We start from the raw sequence: 18,873 nt of genomic DNA, 5'->3' as shown, positions 1-18,873 counted from the left end.
GTGAACATGCTTCCGTAAGGCTCGCCCTAAGACGAGCGTTAAACATCTAATTCTTTCCCCACGCCAGTCGGCATGAGGTGAATTCCGTGTACGGCGGCTGATTACCAGCGCGCTTTCAGCAGGTTGGGCTGAATACCGCCGATGGCTCGGGTATTGCCAAACACCTGCGGCGCAATGCCAGCTTCAAACTCTTCACGGAAATATTTAATCGCGCTCTGCAATGGCTCGACGGCGCCCGGTGCGTGGGCACAGAAGGTTTTACCTGGGCCAAGCTGGCGGCAGAGTTGCTGCAGGGTTTCAATATCACCCGGCTGACCTTTCTTCTGCTCCAGCGCACGCAGGATCTTCACGCTCCATGGCAATCCATCACGGCACGGCGTACACCAGCCACAGGATTCGCGCGCAAAGAATTCTTCCAGGTTACGCACCAGTGAAACCATGTTGATTTCGTGATCGACCGCCATCGCCAGCGCAGTACCTAAACGGCTGCCAGCTTTACCAATACTGGCAAATTCCATCGGCAGATCGAGGTGCTGATCGGTGAGGAAGTCAGTTCCTGCACCGCCTGGCTGCCAGGCTTTGAATTTCAGGCCATCACGCATGCCACCGGCGTAATCCTCAAGGATTTCACGTGCGGTGGTGCCGAACGGCAATTCCCAGACGCCAGGATTTTTCACGCGGCCGGAAAAGCCCATCATTTTGGTGCCGGTGTCTTCGCTGGTAGAGATGTTTTTGTACCAGTCAACGCCGTTAAGGAAGATGGCAGGCACGTTCGACAGCGTTTCCACGTTGTTCACGCAGGTCGGCTTGCCCCACACGCCGGCACTGGCCGGGAATGGCGGCTTAGAGCGCGGGTTCGCACGACGTCCTTCCAGCGAGTTAATCAGTGCTGTCTCTTCACCGCAGATATAACGACCTGCGCCGGTGTGGACGATCAGCTCGAAATCAAAACCAGTACCAAGAATATTTTTGCCGAGATAGCCCGCTTCGGTGGCTTCAGCAATCGCGCGACGCAGATTAACGGCCGCTTCGATGTACTCACCACGTAAGAATATATAGCCACGATAGGCTTTCAGCGCGAACGCACTGATCAGCATGCCTTCTACCAGTTGGTGCGGCAGTTGCTCCATCAGCAAGCGGTCTTTGTAAGTGCCCGGCTCCATTTCATCGGCATTACACAGCAGGTAACGGATGTTCATGGATTCGTCTTTCGGCATCAGGCTCCACTTCAGGCCGGTGTTAAAGCCTGCACCACCGCGGCCTTTCAGGCCGGAGTCTTTTACCGCCGAGACGATTTCGTCCTGGCTGAAATCTTTCAACGCTTTTTCTGCGCCGACATAACCGTTTTTACTGCGATATTCATCGATCCAGATCGGCTGCTTGTCGTCACGGAGACGCCAGGTCAGTGGATGCGTTTCGGCAGTACGAATGATCTGTTTAATGGTCATTGATACTGCTCCAGCAAGTTGGCGATGCCTTCAGGCGTCAGATGAACGTGGGTATCTTCATCCACCATCATGGTTGGCCCTTTATCGCAGTTACCCAGGCAGCAAGTTGGCAGCAACGTAAAGCGTCCATCCGCCGTAGTCTGGCCCGGCTTGATGTTCAGATTTTGCTCCAGCGCATCCTGAATCCCCTGATAACCCGTGATGTGGCACACCACGCTGTCACAGTAGCGAATAACGTGGCGGCCAACCGGCGTACGATAGATTTGGCTATAGAAAGTCGCTACGCCTTCAACATCACTGGCTGGAATCCCCAGAACATCTGCGATGGCGTTAATCGCGCCGTCCGGCACCCAGCCACGCTGTTTCTGCACGATCTTCAACGCTTCGATCGAAGCGGCGCGTGCATCTTCGTAATGGTGTTTCTCGTGCTCGATAGCGTGGTGCTCGGCCTCGCTCAGCACGAAGACCTCAGTAGGGTCGATGGTGTGAATAGCAATTTTTTGATCGTGCATAATTAGCGGTCCACGTCTGACATAACAAAATCGATACTACCGAGGTAAACGATCAAGTCGGATACCAGGCTGCCGCGGATCACCGATGGGATCTGCTGCAGATGCGGGAAGCTCGGCGTACGCACGCGGGTGCGATAGCTCATGGTGCTGCCATCGCTGGTCAGGTAGTAACTGTTGATCCCTTTGGTCGCCTCAATCATCTGGAAGGATTCGTTGGCCGGCATGATTGGGCCCCACGAAACCTGCAGGAAGTGAGTGATCAGGGTTTCAATGTGCTGCAGCGTGCGCTCTTTCGGCGGCGGCGTTGTCAGCGGATGGTCCGCTTTGAACGGGCCTTCAGGCATGTTGTTCAGGCACTGTTCCAGAATGCGCAGTGACTGCCACATCTCTTCCATTTTCAGCTGCACGCGGGTGTACGCATCACTGATGCCAGCGCCAACCGGAATTTCGAAATCGAAGTTTTCGTAACCTGAATATGGACGCCATTTGCGCACGTCAAAATCTAAACCAGTGGCGCGCAGACCTGCGCCGGTGGTGCCCCACGCTAGTGCTTCGTCCATGTTGTACGCCGCAACACCTTGCGAACGGCCCATCAACACGGTATTGCGCAGTGCGGCTTTGTCGTACTCTTTCAGACGCTTCGGCATCCAGTCGAGGAAGTCGCGCAGCAGACGTTCCCAGCCTTTCGGCAGGTCATGCGCGACGCCGCCGATGCGGAACCACGCCGGGTGCATACGGAAACCGGTAATCGCTTCCACCACATCATAGATTTTCTGACGATCGGTAAAGGCGAAGAACACCGGCGTCATCGCGCCGACGTCCTGAATAAAGGTGGAGATATAGAGCAGATGGCTGTTGATGCGGAACAGTTCAGACAACATCACGCGGATCACATTGACGCGATCCGGCACGGTAATGCCCGCCAGTTTTTCCACCGCCAGCACGTAAGGCATTTCGTTCACGCAGCCGCCGAGGTACTCGATACGGTCGGTGTACGGAATGTAGCTGTGCCAGGATTGGCGCTCGCCCATCTTCTCCGCGCCACGATGGTGGTAGCCGACATCGGGAACGCAATCGACGATTTCTTCACCATCTAACTGCAGAATGATGCGGAAAGCACCGTGCGCAGAGGGGTGGTTCGGACCGAGGTTGAGGAACATGAAGTCCTCATTGGTGGTGCTGCGCTTCATGCCCCAATCTTCAGGCTTGAAGGTCAGTGCCTCCATCTCCAGATCTTCTTTCTGCTTGGTCAGCTCGAAGGGATCGAACTCGGTAGCGCGCGCCGGATAATCTTTACGCAGCGGATGGCCTTCCCACGTCTGCGGCATCATGATGCGCGTCAGGTGCGGGTGACCATTGAAAGTGATGCCAAACATCTCCCAGGTTTCGCGCTCATACCAGTTGGCGTTAGCGAAAATTTTGGTGATGGTTGGCACATTCAGATCGTTTTCAGATAAAGCGACCTTGAGCATGATGTCGCGGTTGCGTTCAATTGAAAGCAGGTGATAGAAAACGGAAAAATCCGCGGCGGGCAAACCGGCGCGGTTAGTGCGTAAACGCTCATCAAAACCGTGTAAGTCATACAGCATGACATAGGGCTTTGGCAGCTTGCGCAGGAATTCAACGATTTCTAATAGCTGTTCACGCTTTACCCAGACTACCGGAATCCCGGTGCGGGTAGCCTGAACGGTAAAGGCATCCGGCCCAAAACGGTTACGCAGCTCGCCGACCACTGGGTCATCCAGGTGATCGCGGGTTTGCCATGAAGGCTGAGCGAGATCTTGCGTGGTTAAATCAGTCATACGTTACTCACCATTCCGGCCTGTAATCAGGCGCTCAAAAGAAGGCGTCAGGATGGCGGCGCACATTAAATTGTGATGTTTTGCTGTGGCCGTGGCTCCATCCGTGTACGGGAAGCTTAAACTTCGTCTGGCGATCTCAGGTTGGTGACGGCAATACGCTCGCCACGCTTTCTTTCACGCTCTGGCTGCATATTGGCGCGATAAACACCCTGATCACCGACCACCCAAGACAGCGGACGACGCTCTTTGCCAATCGACTCGCGTAGCAGCAGCAATGCCTGCATATACGCTTCTGGACGCGGCGGGCAGCCAGGAATGTACACGTCAACCGGCAGGAATTTATCCACGCCCTGCACCACCGAGTAGATGTCATACATGCCACCCGAGTTAGCGCATGCGCCCATGGAAATCACCCATTTCGGCTCTAGCATTTGGTCATATAAACGCTGAATAACCGGCGCCATTTTGGTAAATGGCGTACCGGCGATCACCATGAAGTCAGCCTGACGTGGCGAGGCGCGCATAACTTCGGCGCCAAAACGTGCCACGTCATGCACTGCGGTGAAGGATGTGGTCATTTCCACGTAGCAACAGGAAAGGCCGAAGTTATACGGCCAGAGTGAGTTTTTACGACCCCAGTTCACCATGTCATGCAGGGCGTGCTCGAGCTTGCCCATGTAGACGCTCCGGTGAACGTGTTGCTCCAGCGGATCGGTAACCGTTTCCTGTTTCTGCAGAGGATAACGATCGTTATCGCCGCCCCCGTTCGGGTCTACGCGTGTCAGCGTGTAGTCCATCTTATTGCCTCGCTTTTACTGCTTATGAGGGTTGGTGTGGCTGTGACTGACCGGGACAGATTTGACCACTACGCGACGACGCGCAGGAGCCCAATCCAGCGCACCGATGCGCACCAGATAAACCAGGCCTGCCAAGAGCACCAAAATGAAAATTGCGGCTTCGACAAAGCCGACCCAACCGCTTTCGCGAATGGAAGTCGACCATGCGTATAAATAGAGGGCTTCGACGTCGAATATGACGAAAAACATCGCAACCAGATAGAATTTTGCAGAGAGGCGAATATGAGTGTCACCGACCGACTCAATACCCGATTCGAACGGAGTGTCCTTATGACGCGCACGCGCACGACCACCTAACAACCAGCCACCGGTCAACATAAAGGCACACAGGCCGAATGCGATAACGATAAAAACAATAAATGCCCAGTGATGAGCGATCACTTCTGTAGTTGTCGACATACTCTTTGCTTACTCATCAAAAGTGGTGATGGCATCCTGCGCTGTTGCAGCAAACACACCACATCGATTCAAGGGAAGGGTAAAAAACCTTATAAATTTTGCTGTCATTAGCAATAAAGCAGCAATTTTATAGGGGTTTTTACTCCTTTCTATAACCTTTTGTCAACTTTGACAAAAGTATCCAAACATTATTTTACAGCTGCATCATATTATTAACATTCAACCCTCTGAGCGCCAGCTAAATCGCTTCAGTTTGTGAGGTTAATTTTAGTGTAGCGGGTATTCACATGCGTGGATCGTGCATTTAACAATCATATTTTGACAGGTCTCGCCCGAGATTCCCCCCCCTTACCAGGGGTATTTTTTTGATCTAAAGCACATAACTGGGTTTTATGCTGCAAAAAACAGCGGAGTGGACGGGCAATTGCCCTGGGAAAGTTGGCACGAATTGATAAAATCATTCCATGTGGAGCAAAAATGGAACACATTTCATTTTTAAGTTGTCGAGTGAAATCTTTTTCAGGAAATCGCTCTAAAAACGACGTATTAAAAGGCATAAAAAAAGCCTTAGCGGATAATTACCCAGCTAAGGCTCATTTTTATCGGTTTTAACAATTAACCGGTATTCCAATTGAGAGGAATTACCAGTAACTGCAACCCTTACTCTTCATCATCCAGTAACAAGGTACCGTCTGGATTAGCACTCAGATTATAAGGATCGTTGGTGGACTGCATGGCATTGAAGATCGCCAGCGCCAGTTCGTTATCGCTGTCTGGATTACGGCACAGCAGATACTGGGTGTCAGGCAATACTGGCAAACCTTCTGCCGCGCCCATCACGCGCAGTTCTGGACTCATCATCTCAACAGGACGCGCTGTCACACCCAAACCGGCTTTAACCGCTGCACGGACGGCAGCCAGCGTTGAAGCAACATACGAGATGCGCCACGGAATGCCAGCCTCGTTGAGGTGATCAATGGCCATATCACGATACGGGCTTGGCTCATCCAACAGAACCAAAGGAATGGCCTCTCCACGCTGGAAGATATAATCTGCCGCGCAGTACCACAACGTTGGTGAAGTACGCAGTACCTGATAAGTAAAGTTTCCTGGGCTGGACGTGGTCACAACCAGATCGACTTCACCTTGATTAAGCATTTCCATCATGAACGGGTTGCGCTTAACACGCACATCAATGGCCAGCTTCGGATAGACCGACGTTACGCGGTTAAGCAGGAACGGCAGAATGGTATCTGAGGTATCATCTGAAGCGCCAATGGTCAGAACGCCCTGGATGTTGCTGTACATTAAAGAGGTGCAAGCTTCGTCATTAAAACGAAGGATTTTCCTGGCGTAACCCAGCAGTTGAATGCCATGCTCCGTCAGCAATTTATTACGTCCATGTCTGGCAAACAGCTCTTTACCTACCAATTGTTCCAGACGTTGCATCTGCTGGCTCACTGCGGACTGCGTTCTGCACACGGCGGCAGCGGCGGCTGCGAAAGTGTTCAGATCGGCAACGGCAACAAATGTACGCAGCAGATCGAGGTCGAGATTCAGTATCGGACGATTTGCATTAGTCATGTTTTTTCTTCACTTATAAGATTTTTTAAAACTACTACCCTGGTGTATTACCCGACTTATCAAAGAGATAAGAGGCAATGGTGCTTAATGACAGCCCTGTGTGGAGCTGCCATGAAAAAATTTGTCAGGCGGATGCCGACGATCGCACCACTCTGAGATCAGAGCAGCGTCGTCATTATAGACAGCAGAACTTCTGGGCCGAAAACGTAAGTCGTACAGGTGCTGGAAGCTGCGTAGTTGTCTATGTCTCCCGCACAAAGTCCCTGCGGGTTAAAAGAAATAACATCATGTTATGTAGATGCGAAGCGATAAAGTGCATCAAATAATAAATTATACTTAATCATTTTTACGCTATAAATGGAAATGTTTTTGTTCAAAACATCGCAATTTTTGACCAAAAGTCTTTTCGCACACATCCTGCCATAATGCTGCTCTTTTTTTAACCCCTCCAGGTTCTGAATCTCAAACACTTACGTTAAAGATACAGCGCAAATGCTATTTTACGCGTGTTTTACACTGAGTTGCAGCTGATGATGGTGCTTAATCCTGCCAATAGAAAGTGTATGAGAATGAACTCTATTTTGTGACGCCAAACAGTGCTTAATCATTACCAGACAATTTTCCGCCATCCAACAAGATTCATTTAACTATTTCGTCTGGTCGCTAATGTTTTTTTAAGCCAGTTTTGACTGAAAAATTTCTGAATAGTCTCGGATGTCGATGGAAGAAGGCATTTACACGTCAGGCACACCTTACCAGCGTTTAATATTAACATTCTTCACATTTGTGGACTAATGAACCAGATTAATCGATTTCCAATGACTTTTACGCCACGTGAAAGGGGAAAAAATGGCAAACACGCCAAAACCAAGCGCTGCCCTTCTTTTGTTAAGGTGAGAAGAGTAAATTGGGCGAGTTTGATTTTTGGTGGCAGGTTAAAGGACTCTGCCCATAAAGGCGGTAACAATGAATTTTCAAATTGATAAATCCGGCAAGCTGGAAAATGTCTGTTATGACATCCGTGGCCCGGTACTGAAAGAAGCTAAACGTCTCGAAGAAGAAGGCAACAAAGTTCTCAAGCTGAACATCGGCAACCCTGCCCCGTTTGGTTTCGAAGCACCTGATGAAATTCTGGTCGATGTCATTCGCAATCTGCCGAGCTCGCAGGGTTATTGCGATTCAAAGGGGCTGTATTCGGCGCGTAAAGCGATCATGCAGCATTACCAGGCGCGTGACATGCGCGATGTCACTGTCGAAGACATCTATATTGGTAACGGCGTATCCGAACTGATTGTGCAAGCGATGCAGGCATTGCTCAACAGCGGTGATGAAATGCTGGTGCCTGCGCCGGATTATCCGCTGTGGACCGCTGCCGTTTCGCTGTCAAGCGGTAAAGCGGTGCATTATTTGTGTGATGAATCAGCAGGTTGGTTCCCTGACCTGGATGATATTCGCAGCAAGATCACCCCGCGCACGCGTGGCATTGTCATCATTAACCCGAATAACCCGACCGGCGCGGTTTACAGCAAAGAGTTGTTGCTTGAGATTGTTGAAATTGCGCGCCAGCACAATCTGATTATTTTCGCCGATGAAATCTACGACAAGATTCTCTACGACGAAGCACAACATCATTCGATTGCTGCGCTGGCACCCGATCTGCTGACGGTGACCTTCAACGGCTTGTCCAAAACCTATCGCGTGGCGGGTTTCCGTCAGGGCTGGATGGTTTTGAATGGTCCGAAGAAACACGCTAAAGGTTACATTGAAGGTCTGGAGATGCTGGCGTCGATGCGCCTGTGTGCCAACGTTCCTGCACAACACGCGATTCAGACCGCATTGGGTGGTTATCAAAGCATTAGTGAATTTATCGCGCCCGGCGGACGTTTGTATGAACAGCGCCAGCGTGCGTGGGAATTAATTAATGATATTCCTGGCGTCAGCTGTGTGAAGCCGCAAGGTGCGCTCTATATGTTCCCGCGTATTGACGCCAAGAAATTCAACATCTTCGACGATCAGAAGATGGTGCTGGATTTCCTGTTGCAGGAAAAAGTGCTGCTGGTTCAGGGCACCGCGTTCAACTGGCCGTGGCCGGATCACGTACGCATCGTTACGCTGCCGCGCGTGGACGATTTGGAAATGGCCGTCAGCAAGTTTGGTCGTTTCTTACAAGGGTATCGCCAGTAAATTGTGACGCGTATACTGTTCGCATTTCGGGGAAAAGATATCTTCCCCGCCGTGCGAACAGGAACCGTCCATGACTCGTAGCCATTTTTTCGCCCACCTCTCCCGTCTCAAACTGATTAACCGCTGGCCATTAATGCGCAATGTGCGCACTGAAAACGTTTCCGAGCATAGTCTGCAGGTGGCGATGGTTGCTCACGCGCTCGCCATCATCAAAAACAAAAAGTTTAACGGCAACCTCAACGCCGAGCGCATTGCCATGCTAGCGCTGTATCATGATGCCAGCGAAGTATTGACCGGGGATTTACCGACGCCGGTGAAGTACTACAACGCGCAAATTGCGCACGAATATAAAAAGATCGAGAAAATTGCCCAGCAGAAACTCATCGATATGCTGCCGCCCGAACTGCAGGACGCTTATCGGCCGCTGATAGATGAACACATGCATAGCGAAAGTGAACAATCCGTGGTTAAGCAAGCGGATGCACTTTGCGCCTATGTGAAGTGTCTGGAAGAGTTGTCGGCGGGTAATAACGAGTTTTTGCTGGCCAAAGCGCGCCTGGAGAAAACCCTGACGCAGCGGCGCTCGCCGGAAATGGATTATTTTGTTGAGGTGTTTATTCCCAGCTTTAGCCTGTCGCTGGATGAAATCTCACAGGATACGCCGCTGTAAAAAAACGGGCCGCAGCGGCCCGTTTTTTTATGCGGTGATAGAAAGGGTAAATTCACCGCTATCTTCTTTAGTGACATTTAACGGTTCAAGCGAAGCGACGCGGAAGGTGACTTCATCAATGCGCGGCGCATCGGCTGGCGCATTTATAGCGATCACCGCACTGCCCGCATCCAATCCTGAAATGATGCCCGCTGGCGCATCCTCAACCACCACGCATTGCGTCGCTGAAAGCCCCAAACGCTCGGCGCCCAGCAAATAAGGCTCGGGATTCGGCTTACCGTGCTTGATGTTCTCCGCAGTGATGAACACCTCTGGCATGGGTAGATTGGCGGCTTTATGGCGCGCATAGGCAACAGGGATCGACCCCGATGTGACAATCGCCCATGGGATCTGCAACTCGTTCAACGTTGACAGTAACGCTAATGCGCCCGGAATCGCCTGTACGCCATGCGTGTCTTCCGCTTCGAGGCGTTCAAGCCAGAGAAATTCCGCCTGAATCGCCTCTTCAGATTGTCCCGCCATGAAATGGCGCAGCGAGTTGATCGCAGGCTTCCCATGGATATAGCTCAGGACCTCTTCCGCAGACAAACCATGGCGCTCACCCCACAATGACCATGCGCGAATCACAGCAGGCAGTGAATCCACCAGCGTACCGTCTAAATCAAACAGAAAACCCCTGTACTTCACGCGTCGCTCCTTATTCAGGCATTGATAATCTGCGCGATCTCATTCGCGCTGAGATGATATTGACGCGGACAAGTGTGCCACACCGTAAGCATGCGTTGGTATTTTTCCCACATCGGCGTTTGGGCATTGAAGCCGTGTGTGCCGGAATCAAAATGGGTATAGCGCCCTTCTACGTTCACCATAAAACGCACGTAGCCGAGATAACGCGCTTCGGTGGCCGCATCAAAGCCGAGAAACGCCAGGCGACGCTCATCAATCGCGCTGCCATCTTTGAGGTTCGACCACGAAACATGCAGCGCATGATGCATTTCCATAATATCGATCAGTAAGCGACAGGTCGCTTCGGTTAGCTCGCCGAATTCCTTATCGAGCTCGCGTAACTGCAAGCCATAGCCGCGTTCAATAATGGTTTGATAACGACGATAGCGCTCGGCGTTATCGGGTTCCAGCATGGCCATCATTTTGTATTGATTGGAGAGGATCAATCGTTGTGCGTGGGTCATTTCCATGGTTTGCTCCCGGGCCAGGCGGCCGCTTAAGATTTAAACAATGAAGAAATGATTACACAAGGAGAGTGATGCGTGTATGTCCGCACCACTTTTCTTTGATTTGAACCGGGATTTGGCTCAAATTCTCTGGCAGGTAAAAGCGTCCGCGGATCAAAGATCGTCGAGGAAAGTGCGATCAAGCTGTTTAAACGCGCGCTTCAGCACATCGGCGAGCGACTGATATGTCGGCTTACCGTCAACGGGTGCAATCGCCTGCCCCGCTTCTTGCAGTTTGGTACGCACTTCATGGAACCACTGCAGCAGCGTCGGCGGCAACGGCGTTACCGAACGTTTACCTAACCACCATAATCCTTGCATCGGCAGGCTGCAGGCAAACAGCGCGGTGGCAATTGCTGGACCAAGTTGTCCCCCCATCGCGATTTGCCACGTCAGGGTGAAAATCGCCAGCGGCGGCATAAAGCGAATGGCAAAACGCGTTGCATTCACCACGCGATTTTCAGGAAATACCGGCGCCAGGCGCTTGTCTGCAGGCCAGGTCTTCATGTATCGCTGTCCGCGCTGGAACAAGCCGAACCAGCCGGGTTTGTCTGTCTCATTCGCCATGATAGACCTCAACTAAATCTGCAATATTTAAAATAAACCGATAACTACACAACTTTACGTAACATCCTTCAAAAGTTTTTGTCTTTGCGGGTGACAGTGAGTATTCTGACGCCGTTTGAGTAACATTACCGGAAGCTTTAGCTCAATAAAAGAGCGGCCAGAGCCATGTTTCGCTAAGTGCTTATCAAAAATAAGCGTAAAATCACCAAAATTTTTTGCATGTCACTGAATTTTTGACTAGCACATGATGTTTATCATTAACCTACCAGCTTTCATGGGCTACGCTGTTAGTCTGATTGCGTTTTTTTTAGCCACTATTTAACAAAAATAGGTACTTCCATGTCGACGAAGTTAGTTCTGGTTCTGAACTGCGGCAGTTCTTCACTTAAGTTTGCCATCCTTAACCCTGTTACCGGCGACGAATACCTCTCCGGTTTGGCTGAATGTTTCCATTTACCGGAAGCACGTATTAAGTGGAAACTGGACGGCAGCAAACAAGAAGCTCAGCTTGGCGCGGGTGCGGCACACAGCGAAGCACTGAATTTCATGGTCAAAACTATTCTGGCACAAAAACCAGAGCTTTCGGCACAAATCGCTGCAATCGGCCATCGTATTGTTCACGGCGGCGAGCAGCTGACCAAATCAGTCATCATCGACGAATCTGTTATTCAGGGCATCAAAGACGCCTCTTCTTTTGCGCCGCTGCACAATCCTGCGCATCTGATCGGTATAGATGAAGCGCTGAAAAACTTCCCACATCTTTCTGATAAAAATGTCGCGGTTTTTGACACCGCATTCCATCAGACAATGCCGGAAGAGTCCTATCTCTATGCTCTGCCGTACAAATTGTATAAAGAGCACGGCGTTCGTCGCTACGGCGCACACGGCACCAGCCACTACTATGTGACGCAGGAAGCCGCGAAAATGCTGAACAAACCCGTTAGCGAACTGAACGTCATCACCTGCCACTTGGGTAATGGCGGTTCCGTTTCTGCTATTCGCAATGGTCAGTGTGTTGATACTTCCATGGGCCTGACGCCATTGGAAGGTTTGGTGATGGGCACGCGCAGTGGCGACATCGATCCTGCGATTATCTTCTTCCTGCATGATGCCCTGGGCATGAGCGTTGATGCCATCAATAAGTTGCTGACCAAAGAGTCTGGCCTGTTAGGTCTGACCGAAGTCACCAGCGACTGCCGCTATGTGGAAGACAACTACAGCACCAAAGAAGATGCTAAGCGTGCGATGGATGTGTTCTGCCACCGCCTGGCGAAATACATCGGCAGCTACACTGCGCTGATGGAAGGCCGTCTGGACGCCGTGGTCTTCACCGGTGGTATCGGTGAAAACGCGGCGATGGTGCGCGAGCTGGCGCTGCAGAAACTGGGTCTGCTCGGCTTCGAAGTCGATCACGAGCGCAACCTTGCAGCACGCTTCGGCAAATCGGGTTTCATCAACAAAGAAGGCACGCGCCCAGCCGTGGTGATCCCAACCAACGAAGAGTTGGTGATTGCTCAAGACGCCGCGCGTCTCACCGCTTAAAAACACTTCTCTCCGTCAGCTTAGGCTGACGGAGTTGTTTTAGACAGTCTGCAACACCTGAGAGGTTTCTATCGTGTCACGTACAATTATGCTCATTCCTACCGGCACCAGCGTCGGTCTGACCAGCGTCAGCCTCGGCGTGATCCGTGCCATGGAGCGCAAAGGCGTGCGCCTGAGCGTATTCAAGCCAATTGCCCAGCCACGTGCGGGTGGCGATGCGCCAGACCAAACCACCAGCATTATCCGTAAAAGCTCCGCGATTCCTGCCGCAGAACCGCTGCAGATGTCACGCGTTGAGTCGCTGCTTGGATCTAACCAGCAAGACGTGTTGATGGAAGAGATCATTGCCAACTATCACGCAAACGCTAAAGACGCGGAAGTAGTGCTGGTTGAAGGTCTGGTCCCCACGCGTAAACATCAGTTTGCATCTGCTCTGAACTATGAGATCGCTAAAACCCTGAACGCCGAAATCGTCTTCGTCATGGCGCTGGGCAACGATTCTCCGGCGCAGCTCAAAGAGCGTATCGAACTGACGCAAAGCAGCTTTGGCGGCAGCAAAAACAAAAACATCACTGGCGTGATCATCAACAAACTGAATGCGCCGGTGGATGAGCAAGGTCGTACGCGCCCGGATCTGTCAGAAATTTTTGATGACTCCTCTAAAGCCAGCATCGCCAACATCGATCCAAAGCAGCTGTTTGCCAACAGTCCGCTGCCGGTGCTGGGTTGTGTACCGTGGAGCTTTGATCTGATCGCCACTCGCGCCATCGATATGTGCCGTCACCTGAACGCCGATATCATCAACGAAGGTGAAATCCAGACGCGCCGTGTGAAATCTGTCACCTTCTGTGCGCGTAGCATTCCACATATGCTGGAGCACTTCCGTCCGGGTTCACTGCTGGTAACCTCCGCCGATCGTCCTGATGTACTGGTTGCCGCCTGTTTGGCCGCGATGAACGGCGTAGGAATCGGTGCAGTGCTGTTGACCGGTGGCTATCAGATTGAAGCGCCCATCGCACGCCTGTGCGAACGCGCGTTTCAGACCGGCTTGCCGGTGTTTATGGTGAAAACAAACACCTGGCAGACGTCGCTTAGCCTGCAAAGCTTCAACCTTGAAGTCCCGACTGACGATACGCAGCGCATCGAGAAAGTGCAGGAGTACGTAGCTAGCTTCATTAATGAAGATTGGGTGGAATCGCTGACCGCCACGTCCGAGCGCAGCCGTCGCCTGTCTCCACCGGCATTCCGCTACCAACTCACCGAGCTGGCGCGCAAAGCCGGCAAACGCATCGTGCTGCCAGAAGGCGACGAGCCGCGTACCGTCAAAGCGGCAGCAATTTGCGCCGAACGCGGCATCGCTACCTGTGTGCTGCTCGGCAATCCGGAAGAGATTCAGCGTGTTGCGGCGGCGCAGGGTGTTGAACTCGGCACAGGCATTGTGATCGTGGATCCAGAAGTAGTACGTGAAAATTACGTGCCACGTTTGGTTGAGCTGCGTAAGAGCAAAGGCATGACCGAAGTGGTGGCGCAGGAGCAGCTGGAAGACAACGTGGTGCTCGGCACCATGATGCTGGAGAGCGGCGAAGTTGACGGTCTGGTCTCCGGCGCGGTTCACACCACTGCGAATACCATTCGTCCACCGCTGCAGCTGATCAAAACCGCGCCAAACAGCTCGCTGGTGTCGTCGGTGTTCTTCATGCTGCTGCCGGAGCAGGTTCTGGTGTATGGCGACTGCGCCATCAACCCGGATCCCAATCCAGAACAGCTGGCAGAGATCGCGATTCAGTCTGCCGACTCAGCTAAAGCCTTCGGTATCGATCCACGCGTCGCGATGATCTCCTACTCAACCGGTAACTCCGGTGCCGGTAGCGACGTAGAGAAAGTACGTGAAGCCACGCGCATCGCGCAGGAAAAACGCCCGGATCTGGTGATCGATGGTCCGCTGCAGTACGACGCCGCGATTATGGAAGACGTCGCCAAATCCAAAGCGCCAAACTCTGCGGTTGCCGGCCGCGCTACCGTGTTCATCTTCCCGGATCTGAACACCGGTAACACCACTTACAAAGCGGTACAGCGTTCTGCCGATCTGATCTCCATCGGACCGATGCTGCAAGGCATGCGTAAGCCGGTGAACGACCTGTCGCGCGGCGCACTGGTGGATGATATCGTCTACACCATCGCATTGACGGCGATTCAATCGCAGCAGGCCGAAGGCTAATCCCCTTTCCCGCCCACCAAAAAAGCATGCACTTCGGTGCGTGCTTTTTTTTTGCCCCGTACTTCACTGGCATAAACCTCACGCTGCGTTAACACTGATTGAAGTCTGCCGCTAATTGCGAGGTGAATAATGAGCAACAGTGATGTGCACCGCCGTCGTTTACAAGCCACGCCGCGCGGCGTGGGTGTGATGTGTGATTTCTATGCGGTAAAAGCCGAGAATGCCACGGTTTGGGATCAACATGGCCGCGAATACACCGATTTTGCCGCAGGCATCGCAGTGCTTAACACCGGGCATCGTCACCCGAAAGTAATGGCTGCGGTGCAACAGCAGCTAGAATGCTTTACCCATACCGCATTTCAAATCATCCCTTATGAGAACTACATTCATCTCGCTGAGCGACTAAATGCGCTGGTGCCGATTAGCGGGCCGGTGAAAACCACCTTTTTCTCAACCGGTGCTGAAGCGGTCGAAAACGCGGTCAAAATAGCGCGTGCGGCCACCGGTCGGCCCGGCATCATCGCCTTCACCGGCGCGTTTCATGGCCGCACCAATATGACAATGTCGCTGACCGGGAAAGTGGTGCCGTATAAAACCGGCTTCGGCCCCTTCGCCAGCCCGGTGTTTCACGCGCGCTATCCCAACGCGCTGCACAAGGTCAGCGTGAGCGATGCGCTCGACAGCCTGGAAGCGATTTTCCGCAGCGATATCAGCCCGCAGCAGGTGGCAGCCATTATCTTTGAACCGGTTCAGGGCGAAGGCGGTTTCTACGATGCGCCGTCAGAGTTTGTCGTTGCGCTGCGGGAGTTGTGCGATCGCCACGGCATACTGCTGATCGCCGATGAGATCCAGAGCGGTTTTGCGCGCACCGGCAAGCTGTTCGCCAGCGACTATTACGCCGTGCAGCCTGATATCATCACCATGGCGAAAAGTCTGGCCGGTGGTTTCCCGCTCTCGGCGGTATCGGGACGTGCAGAAGTCATGGATGCGCCAGAACCCGGCGGCCTGGGCGGAACCTATGCTGGCAGTCCACCGGCGATTGCGGCGGCGCTGGCGGTGTTAGACATTATCGAAGAAGAGGCGCTGTGCAGCCGCGCCAACCAGCTTGGCAGCCGATTAAAACAGACGTTGCAGCGAGCAGATTGTAAAGCGCTGGCGGAAATTCGTGGTTATGGCTCAATGATGGCGGCGGAATTCAATGATGCGGCGGGCAAGCCGTCGGCGGAGATTGCCAAAGCTATTCAGCAGCAGGCGCTGGAAAAAGGTTTGATTCTGCTAACCTGTGGCGTGTACGGCAACGTGATCCGCTTCCTCTATCCGCTGACTATTCCCGATGCGCAGTTCGAGGATGCGTTGGCACTGTTGGCGGGGATTCTGCGGGAACATTAACAATGTTGTGTATAAGGTCGCCAAAAATGGCGACCTTACGGCAAGATTACGCTTCTCTGCTCTGTTTACGACGTGCAGCATCACTGTTTCGGCTCAGCCACAGCGACAGCGCCTTAAGCGAATCATCGGTGAACTCGTCACAGCGCGCGGTGATCTCTTCCGGCGTCATCCAGAAGATCTCATCCACTTCCTCTTCCTGCATGGCAAACGGGCCATGGGAAACGCAGCTGAACAGCCCGCCCCATACGCGGCAATGCTGATCTTCAAAATAGAACTGGCCGTGTTCGGCGAATGGAACGGCCGCGATACCCAATTCCTCTTCCGCTTCACGACGCGCCGATTCCAGCAGGTCTTCCCCACTCTGCACCACGCCACCGGCAGTGGCGTCCAGCATACCCGGCATGAAGTCTTTGATTTCAGTACGACGCTGCACCAGAATTTTGCCCATACCATCGTGCACCACAATATAGGTAGCGCGATGACGCAGACACTGCGCACGCATCTGCGCACGGCTGGCCTGCGCAATGACTTCGTTCTCTTCGTTAACGATATCAACCCACTCGATACCGTCACCTGCCGTTTGATCCACCATCCGTAACCCTTTTCTGTTTTCGGCGTGCCCAGCACGCGCCTGTTTGCCATGCTTTATTAGAATGAGCGGTAAGGTAAAGCGTTCTTTTCGCCATCGCAAGGCGCATCGTGCTCAGCGTGTTTTACCCGATTCCGCTAACCAGAGTTGCACCGAAGCACGCTGCCACTGGAACTCCGCATAGTGTTGCAGCTTCACCGGCAGCGCATCGCCGTGCAGCGCCAGGCGATTAATCATCACGGCTAAATCGGTATCCGCAATCGACCATTCGCCAAACAGATTTTGCTGTCCATCAGGCAAAAGGCGCTGCACCGCAGCAATGAGTTTGTTGGCAGCTTGCTCACCCGCCGGCGTAAGCGGCGCAAAGCGTTCGCCGGCGAACAGCACTTCGGTTGGACGCTCAGAGCGCAGCGCCATTAAGTCGCTGCGCAGCCATGCCTGCACTTCGCGCGCATGCGCCCGTTTCTCACGATCGCGCGGATAGAGCCGCTCGAACTCTGGCGCCGGAAAACGCTCTTCCAGGTACTCAGCAATCGCTGAAGATTCCGTCAGCAGCACATCATCGATTTGCAGCGTCGGCACGCGGCAGGTCAGCGACAGCGCGCGGTATTCCTCATCCCACTGCGCATTCTGCGATAAATCGACGCGCTTAAGGGTGAAGGGAATGCCCTTCTCGGTGAGCGCAACATAAACCGACATGGCGTAAGGGCTGAAAAAGCAAGAATCTGACCACAAAGTAATGGTTGGATAATTCATTGGCTGCCTCAGAAAAGCGTCAGGTGTGCATCATGTTTACCGATTTTTATTTATTAAGGCAATGGTGCGCTGGTCGGATCTTTAGCGGCTAAGACCAGCGCTGACTTTTCCTTTTTCTTCATAAGCGTAAGCCGAGTCACGCCGCGCGCACGCTTCTCTTCTATGCTCAATCTGAGCAGATAAAAAATGACAAGGAGGCTCAACATGCATTTACTGATCACCGGCGGCACCGGCCTGATTGGCCGCCATCTGATTCCGCGTCTGTTGCAGCTTGGCCATCAGGTGAGCGTCGTCACGCGCGATGTCGCCGCCGCACGCGAGAAACTCGACGCCAGCGTGGCGCTGTGGTCCGGCATCAATCAGCAAACCGATTTAAACGGTATTGATGGTGTGATTAATCTTGCGGGCGAACCGATCGCCGATAAACGCTGGACCGAACAGCAGAAGCAGCGGCTGTGCGAAAGCCGCTGGCAGATCACCGAGCAGCTGGTCTCGCTGATTCACGCCAGCAGCAATCCCCCGCAATTTTTGATTTCCGGCTCGGCTACCGGCTTTTATGGCGATACCGGCGACCTGGTGCTGACCGAAGAGGATCCGGGCCAGGATGAATTTACCCATACGCTGTGCGCGCGTTGGGAACAATTGGCGTTAACTGCACAGAGCGATCGCACGCGCGTCTGTTTGCTGCGCACCGGCGTGGTGCTGGCGAAAGAAGGCGGCGCGTTATCGAAGATGAAACTGCCGTTTAAGCTTGGCGTAGGCGGTCCGATTGGTAGCGGCAAACAGTATTTACCGTGGATTCACATCGACGATTTGGTTAACGCGCTGCTGTGGTTAATCGATCACTCTGAACTGCGCGGCCCGTTCAACATGGTTGCGCCCTATGCGGTGCGCAATGAGCAGTTCGCCGCCACGCTCGGCCATGTGATGCATCGCCCAGCCTTTATGCGCACGCCCGCCAGCGCCATCAAGCTGATGATGGGGGAATCAGCGGTGCTGGTGCTCGGCGGCCAACATGTGTTGCCGAAGCGCCTGGAAGAGTCAGGCTTTGGTTTTCGCTGGTACGATTTGGAGGAAGCGTTGCGGGATGTCGTGTAGGGGCGCCATTAATGGCGCCCGCCTAT

General features: G+C 53.0%; 17 protein-coding genes. 6 read left to right on the top strand and 11 right to left on the bottom strand.

Features of this window, described 5'->3' with window-relative positions; translation table 11 throughout:
• Positions 1-101: 101 nt before the first annotated feature.
• The 6 genes from nuoF to lrhA all read right to left on the bottom strand — a co-directional run bounded on the left by nuoF (position 102) and on the right by lrhA (position 6,602).
• Positions 102-1,442, bottom strand: a complete 1,341-nt coding sequence (gene nuoF, locus ACFQW4_RS12990) for an NADH-quinone oxidoreductase subunit NuoF (RefSeq protein ID WP_280172902.1) — start codon at positions 1,440-1,442, stop codon at positions 102-104.
• 2 nt (positions 1,443-1,444) lie between these two features.
• Positions 1,445-1,960, bottom strand: a complete 516-nt coding sequence (gene nuoE / locus ACFQW4_RS12985; protein WP_101763655.1) for an NADH-quinone oxidoreductase subunit NuoE — start codon at positions 1,958-1,960, stop codon at positions 1,445-1,447.
• Between the two features lie 2 nt (positions 1,961-1,962).
• Positions 1,963-3,762, bottom strand: a complete 1,800-nt coding sequence (gene nuoC / locus ACFQW4_RS12980) for an NADH-quinone oxidoreductase subunit C/D (RefSeq protein WP_008105149.1) — start codon at positions 3,760-3,762, stop codon at positions 1,963-1,965.
• Between the two features lie 116 nt (positions 3,763-3,878).
• Complete coding sequence (locus tag ACFQW4_RS12975; RefSeq protein WP_008105151.1) at positions 3,879-4,559, bottom strand: NADH-quinone oxidoreductase subunit B family protein; 681 nt, start codon at positions 4,557-4,559, stop codon at positions 3,879-3,881.
• Between the two features lie 15 nt (positions 4,560-4,574).
• On the bottom strand, positions 4,575-5,018 hold the full coding sequence (locus ACFQW4_RS12970; RefSeq protein WP_007889316.1) for an NADH-quinone oxidoreductase subunit A: 444 nt from the start codon (positions 5,016-5,018) through the stop codon (positions 4,575-4,577).
• A gap of 660 nt (positions 5,019-5,678) precedes the next feature.
• Positions 5,679-6,602, bottom strand: coding sequence for a transcriptional regulator LrhA (gene lrhA / locus ACFQW4_RS12965; RefSeq protein ID WP_021509211.1), 924 nt, complete (start codon positions 6,600-6,602; stop codon positions 5,679-5,681).
• 966 nt (positions 6,603-7,568) lie between these two features.
• On the opposite strand from lrhA, the gene ACFQW4_RS12960 reads away from it, so the two are divergent.
• Both ACFQW4_RS12960 and yfbR read left to right on the top strand, forming a co-directional pair.
• Positions 7,569-8,786, top strand: coding sequence for a pyridoxal phosphate-dependent aminotransferase (locus ACFQW4_RS12960; RefSeq protein ID WP_008105154.1), 1,218 nt, complete (start codon positions 7,569-7,571; stop codon positions 8,784-8,786).
• Between the two features lie 70 nt (positions 8,787-8,856).
• Positions 8,857-9,456 carry a 5'-deoxynucleotidase gene (gene yfbR, locus ACFQW4_RS12955; protein WP_110866568.1) on the top strand — a complete coding sequence of 200 codons (600 nt, stop codon included), beginning with the start codon at positions 8,857-8,859 and terminating at the stop codon, positions 9,454-9,456.
• A 27-nt stretch (positions 9,457-9,483) separates the two neighbouring features.
• On the opposite strand, the gene ACFQW4_RS12950 is transcribed toward yfbR, so the two are convergent.
• From ACFQW4_RS12950 to yfbV, 3 genes are all read right to left on the bottom strand, one after another.
• Positions 9,484-10,143, bottom strand: coding sequence for a sugar phosphatase (locus ACFQW4_RS12950; RefSeq protein WP_192233271.1), 660 nt, complete (start codon positions 10,141-10,143; stop codon positions 9,484-9,486).
• Between the two features lie 14 nt (positions 10,144-10,157).
• The gene (locus ACFQW4_RS12945; protein WP_008105160.1) at positions 10,158-10,652 is read right to left on the bottom strand and encodes a YfbU family protein; all 495 of its coding nucleotides are present in this window, start codon (positions 10,650-10,652) and stop codon (positions 10,158-10,160) included.
• Between the two features lie 150 nt (positions 10,653-10,802).
• Positions 10,803-11,255 carry a terminus macrodomain insulation protein YfbV gene (gene yfbV, locus ACFQW4_RS12940; protein ID WP_101763650.1) on the bottom strand — a complete coding sequence of 151 codons (453 nt, stop codon included), beginning with the start codon at positions 11,253-11,255 and terminating at the stop codon, positions 10,803-10,805.
• A gap of 339 nt (positions 11,256-11,594) precedes the next feature.
• Between yfbV and ackA the strand changes: the two genes are divergently transcribed.
• The 3 genes from ackA (at position 11,595) to ACFQW4_RS12925 (ending at position 16,404) form a co-directional block, all read left to right on the top strand.
• A complete protein-coding gene (ackA, locus tag ACFQW4_RS12935) occupies positions 11,595-12,797 on the top strand; it encodes an acetate kinase (protein WP_101763649.1) in 1,203 nt (400 codons plus the stop codon).
• A gap of 73 nt (positions 12,798-12,870) precedes the next feature.
• The gene (gene pta / locus ACFQW4_RS12930; protein ID WP_377725679.1) at positions 12,871-15,015 is read left to right on the top strand and encodes a phosphate acetyltransferase; all 2,145 of its coding nucleotides are present in this window, start codon (positions 12,871-12,873) and stop codon (positions 15,013-15,015) included.
• A gap of 129 nt (positions 15,016-15,144) precedes the next feature.
• Positions 15,145-16,404 (top strand): 4-aminobutyrate--2-oxoglutarate transaminase, encoded by a 1,260-nt coding sequence (locus ACFQW4_RS12925; protein ID WP_377725676.1) that lies wholly within the window; start codon positions 15,145-15,147, stop codon positions 16,402-16,404.
• Positions 16,405-16,450: 46 nt separating this feature from the next.
• Here ACFQW4_RS12925 and yfcD read toward each other — a convergent pair whose 3' ends face one another.
• Positions 16,451-16,996 (bottom strand): NUDIX hydrolase YfcD, encoded by a 546-nt coding sequence (gene yfcD / locus ACFQW4_RS12920; RefSeq protein ID WP_377725674.1) that lies wholly within the window; start codon positions 16,994-16,996, stop codon positions 16,451-16,453.
• 111 nt (positions 16,997-17,107) lie between these two features.
• Positions 17,108-17,749: a glutathione transferase gene (gene yfcF, locus ACFQW4_RS12915; protein WP_008105173.1), complete on the bottom strand. Its 642-nt coding sequence runs from the start codon at positions 17,747-17,749 to the stop codon at positions 17,108-17,110.
• Positions 17,750-17,953: 204 nt separating this feature from the next.
• Here yfcF and ACFQW4_RS12910 point away from each other — a divergent pair, with 204 nt between their 5' ends.
• Positions 17,954-18,847, top strand: a complete 894-nt coding sequence (locus ACFQW4_RS12910; protein WP_101763646.1) for a TIGR01777 family oxidoreductase — start codon at positions 17,954-17,956, stop codon at positions 18,845-18,847.
• The last annotated feature ends 26 nt before the right edge of the window (positions 18,848-18,873 follow it).

This window comes from Pantoea sp. GCM10028869 (assembly GCF_042666835.1).
In the GTDB taxonomy this organism is placed as follows: Bacteria; Pseudomonadota; Gammaproteobacteria; order Enterobacterales; family Enterobacteriaceae; genus Pantoea; species Pantoea leporis.
Note: the sequence above shows the minus strand (reverse complement) of the source record. Positions and strands in the feature narration are given on the sequence as shown.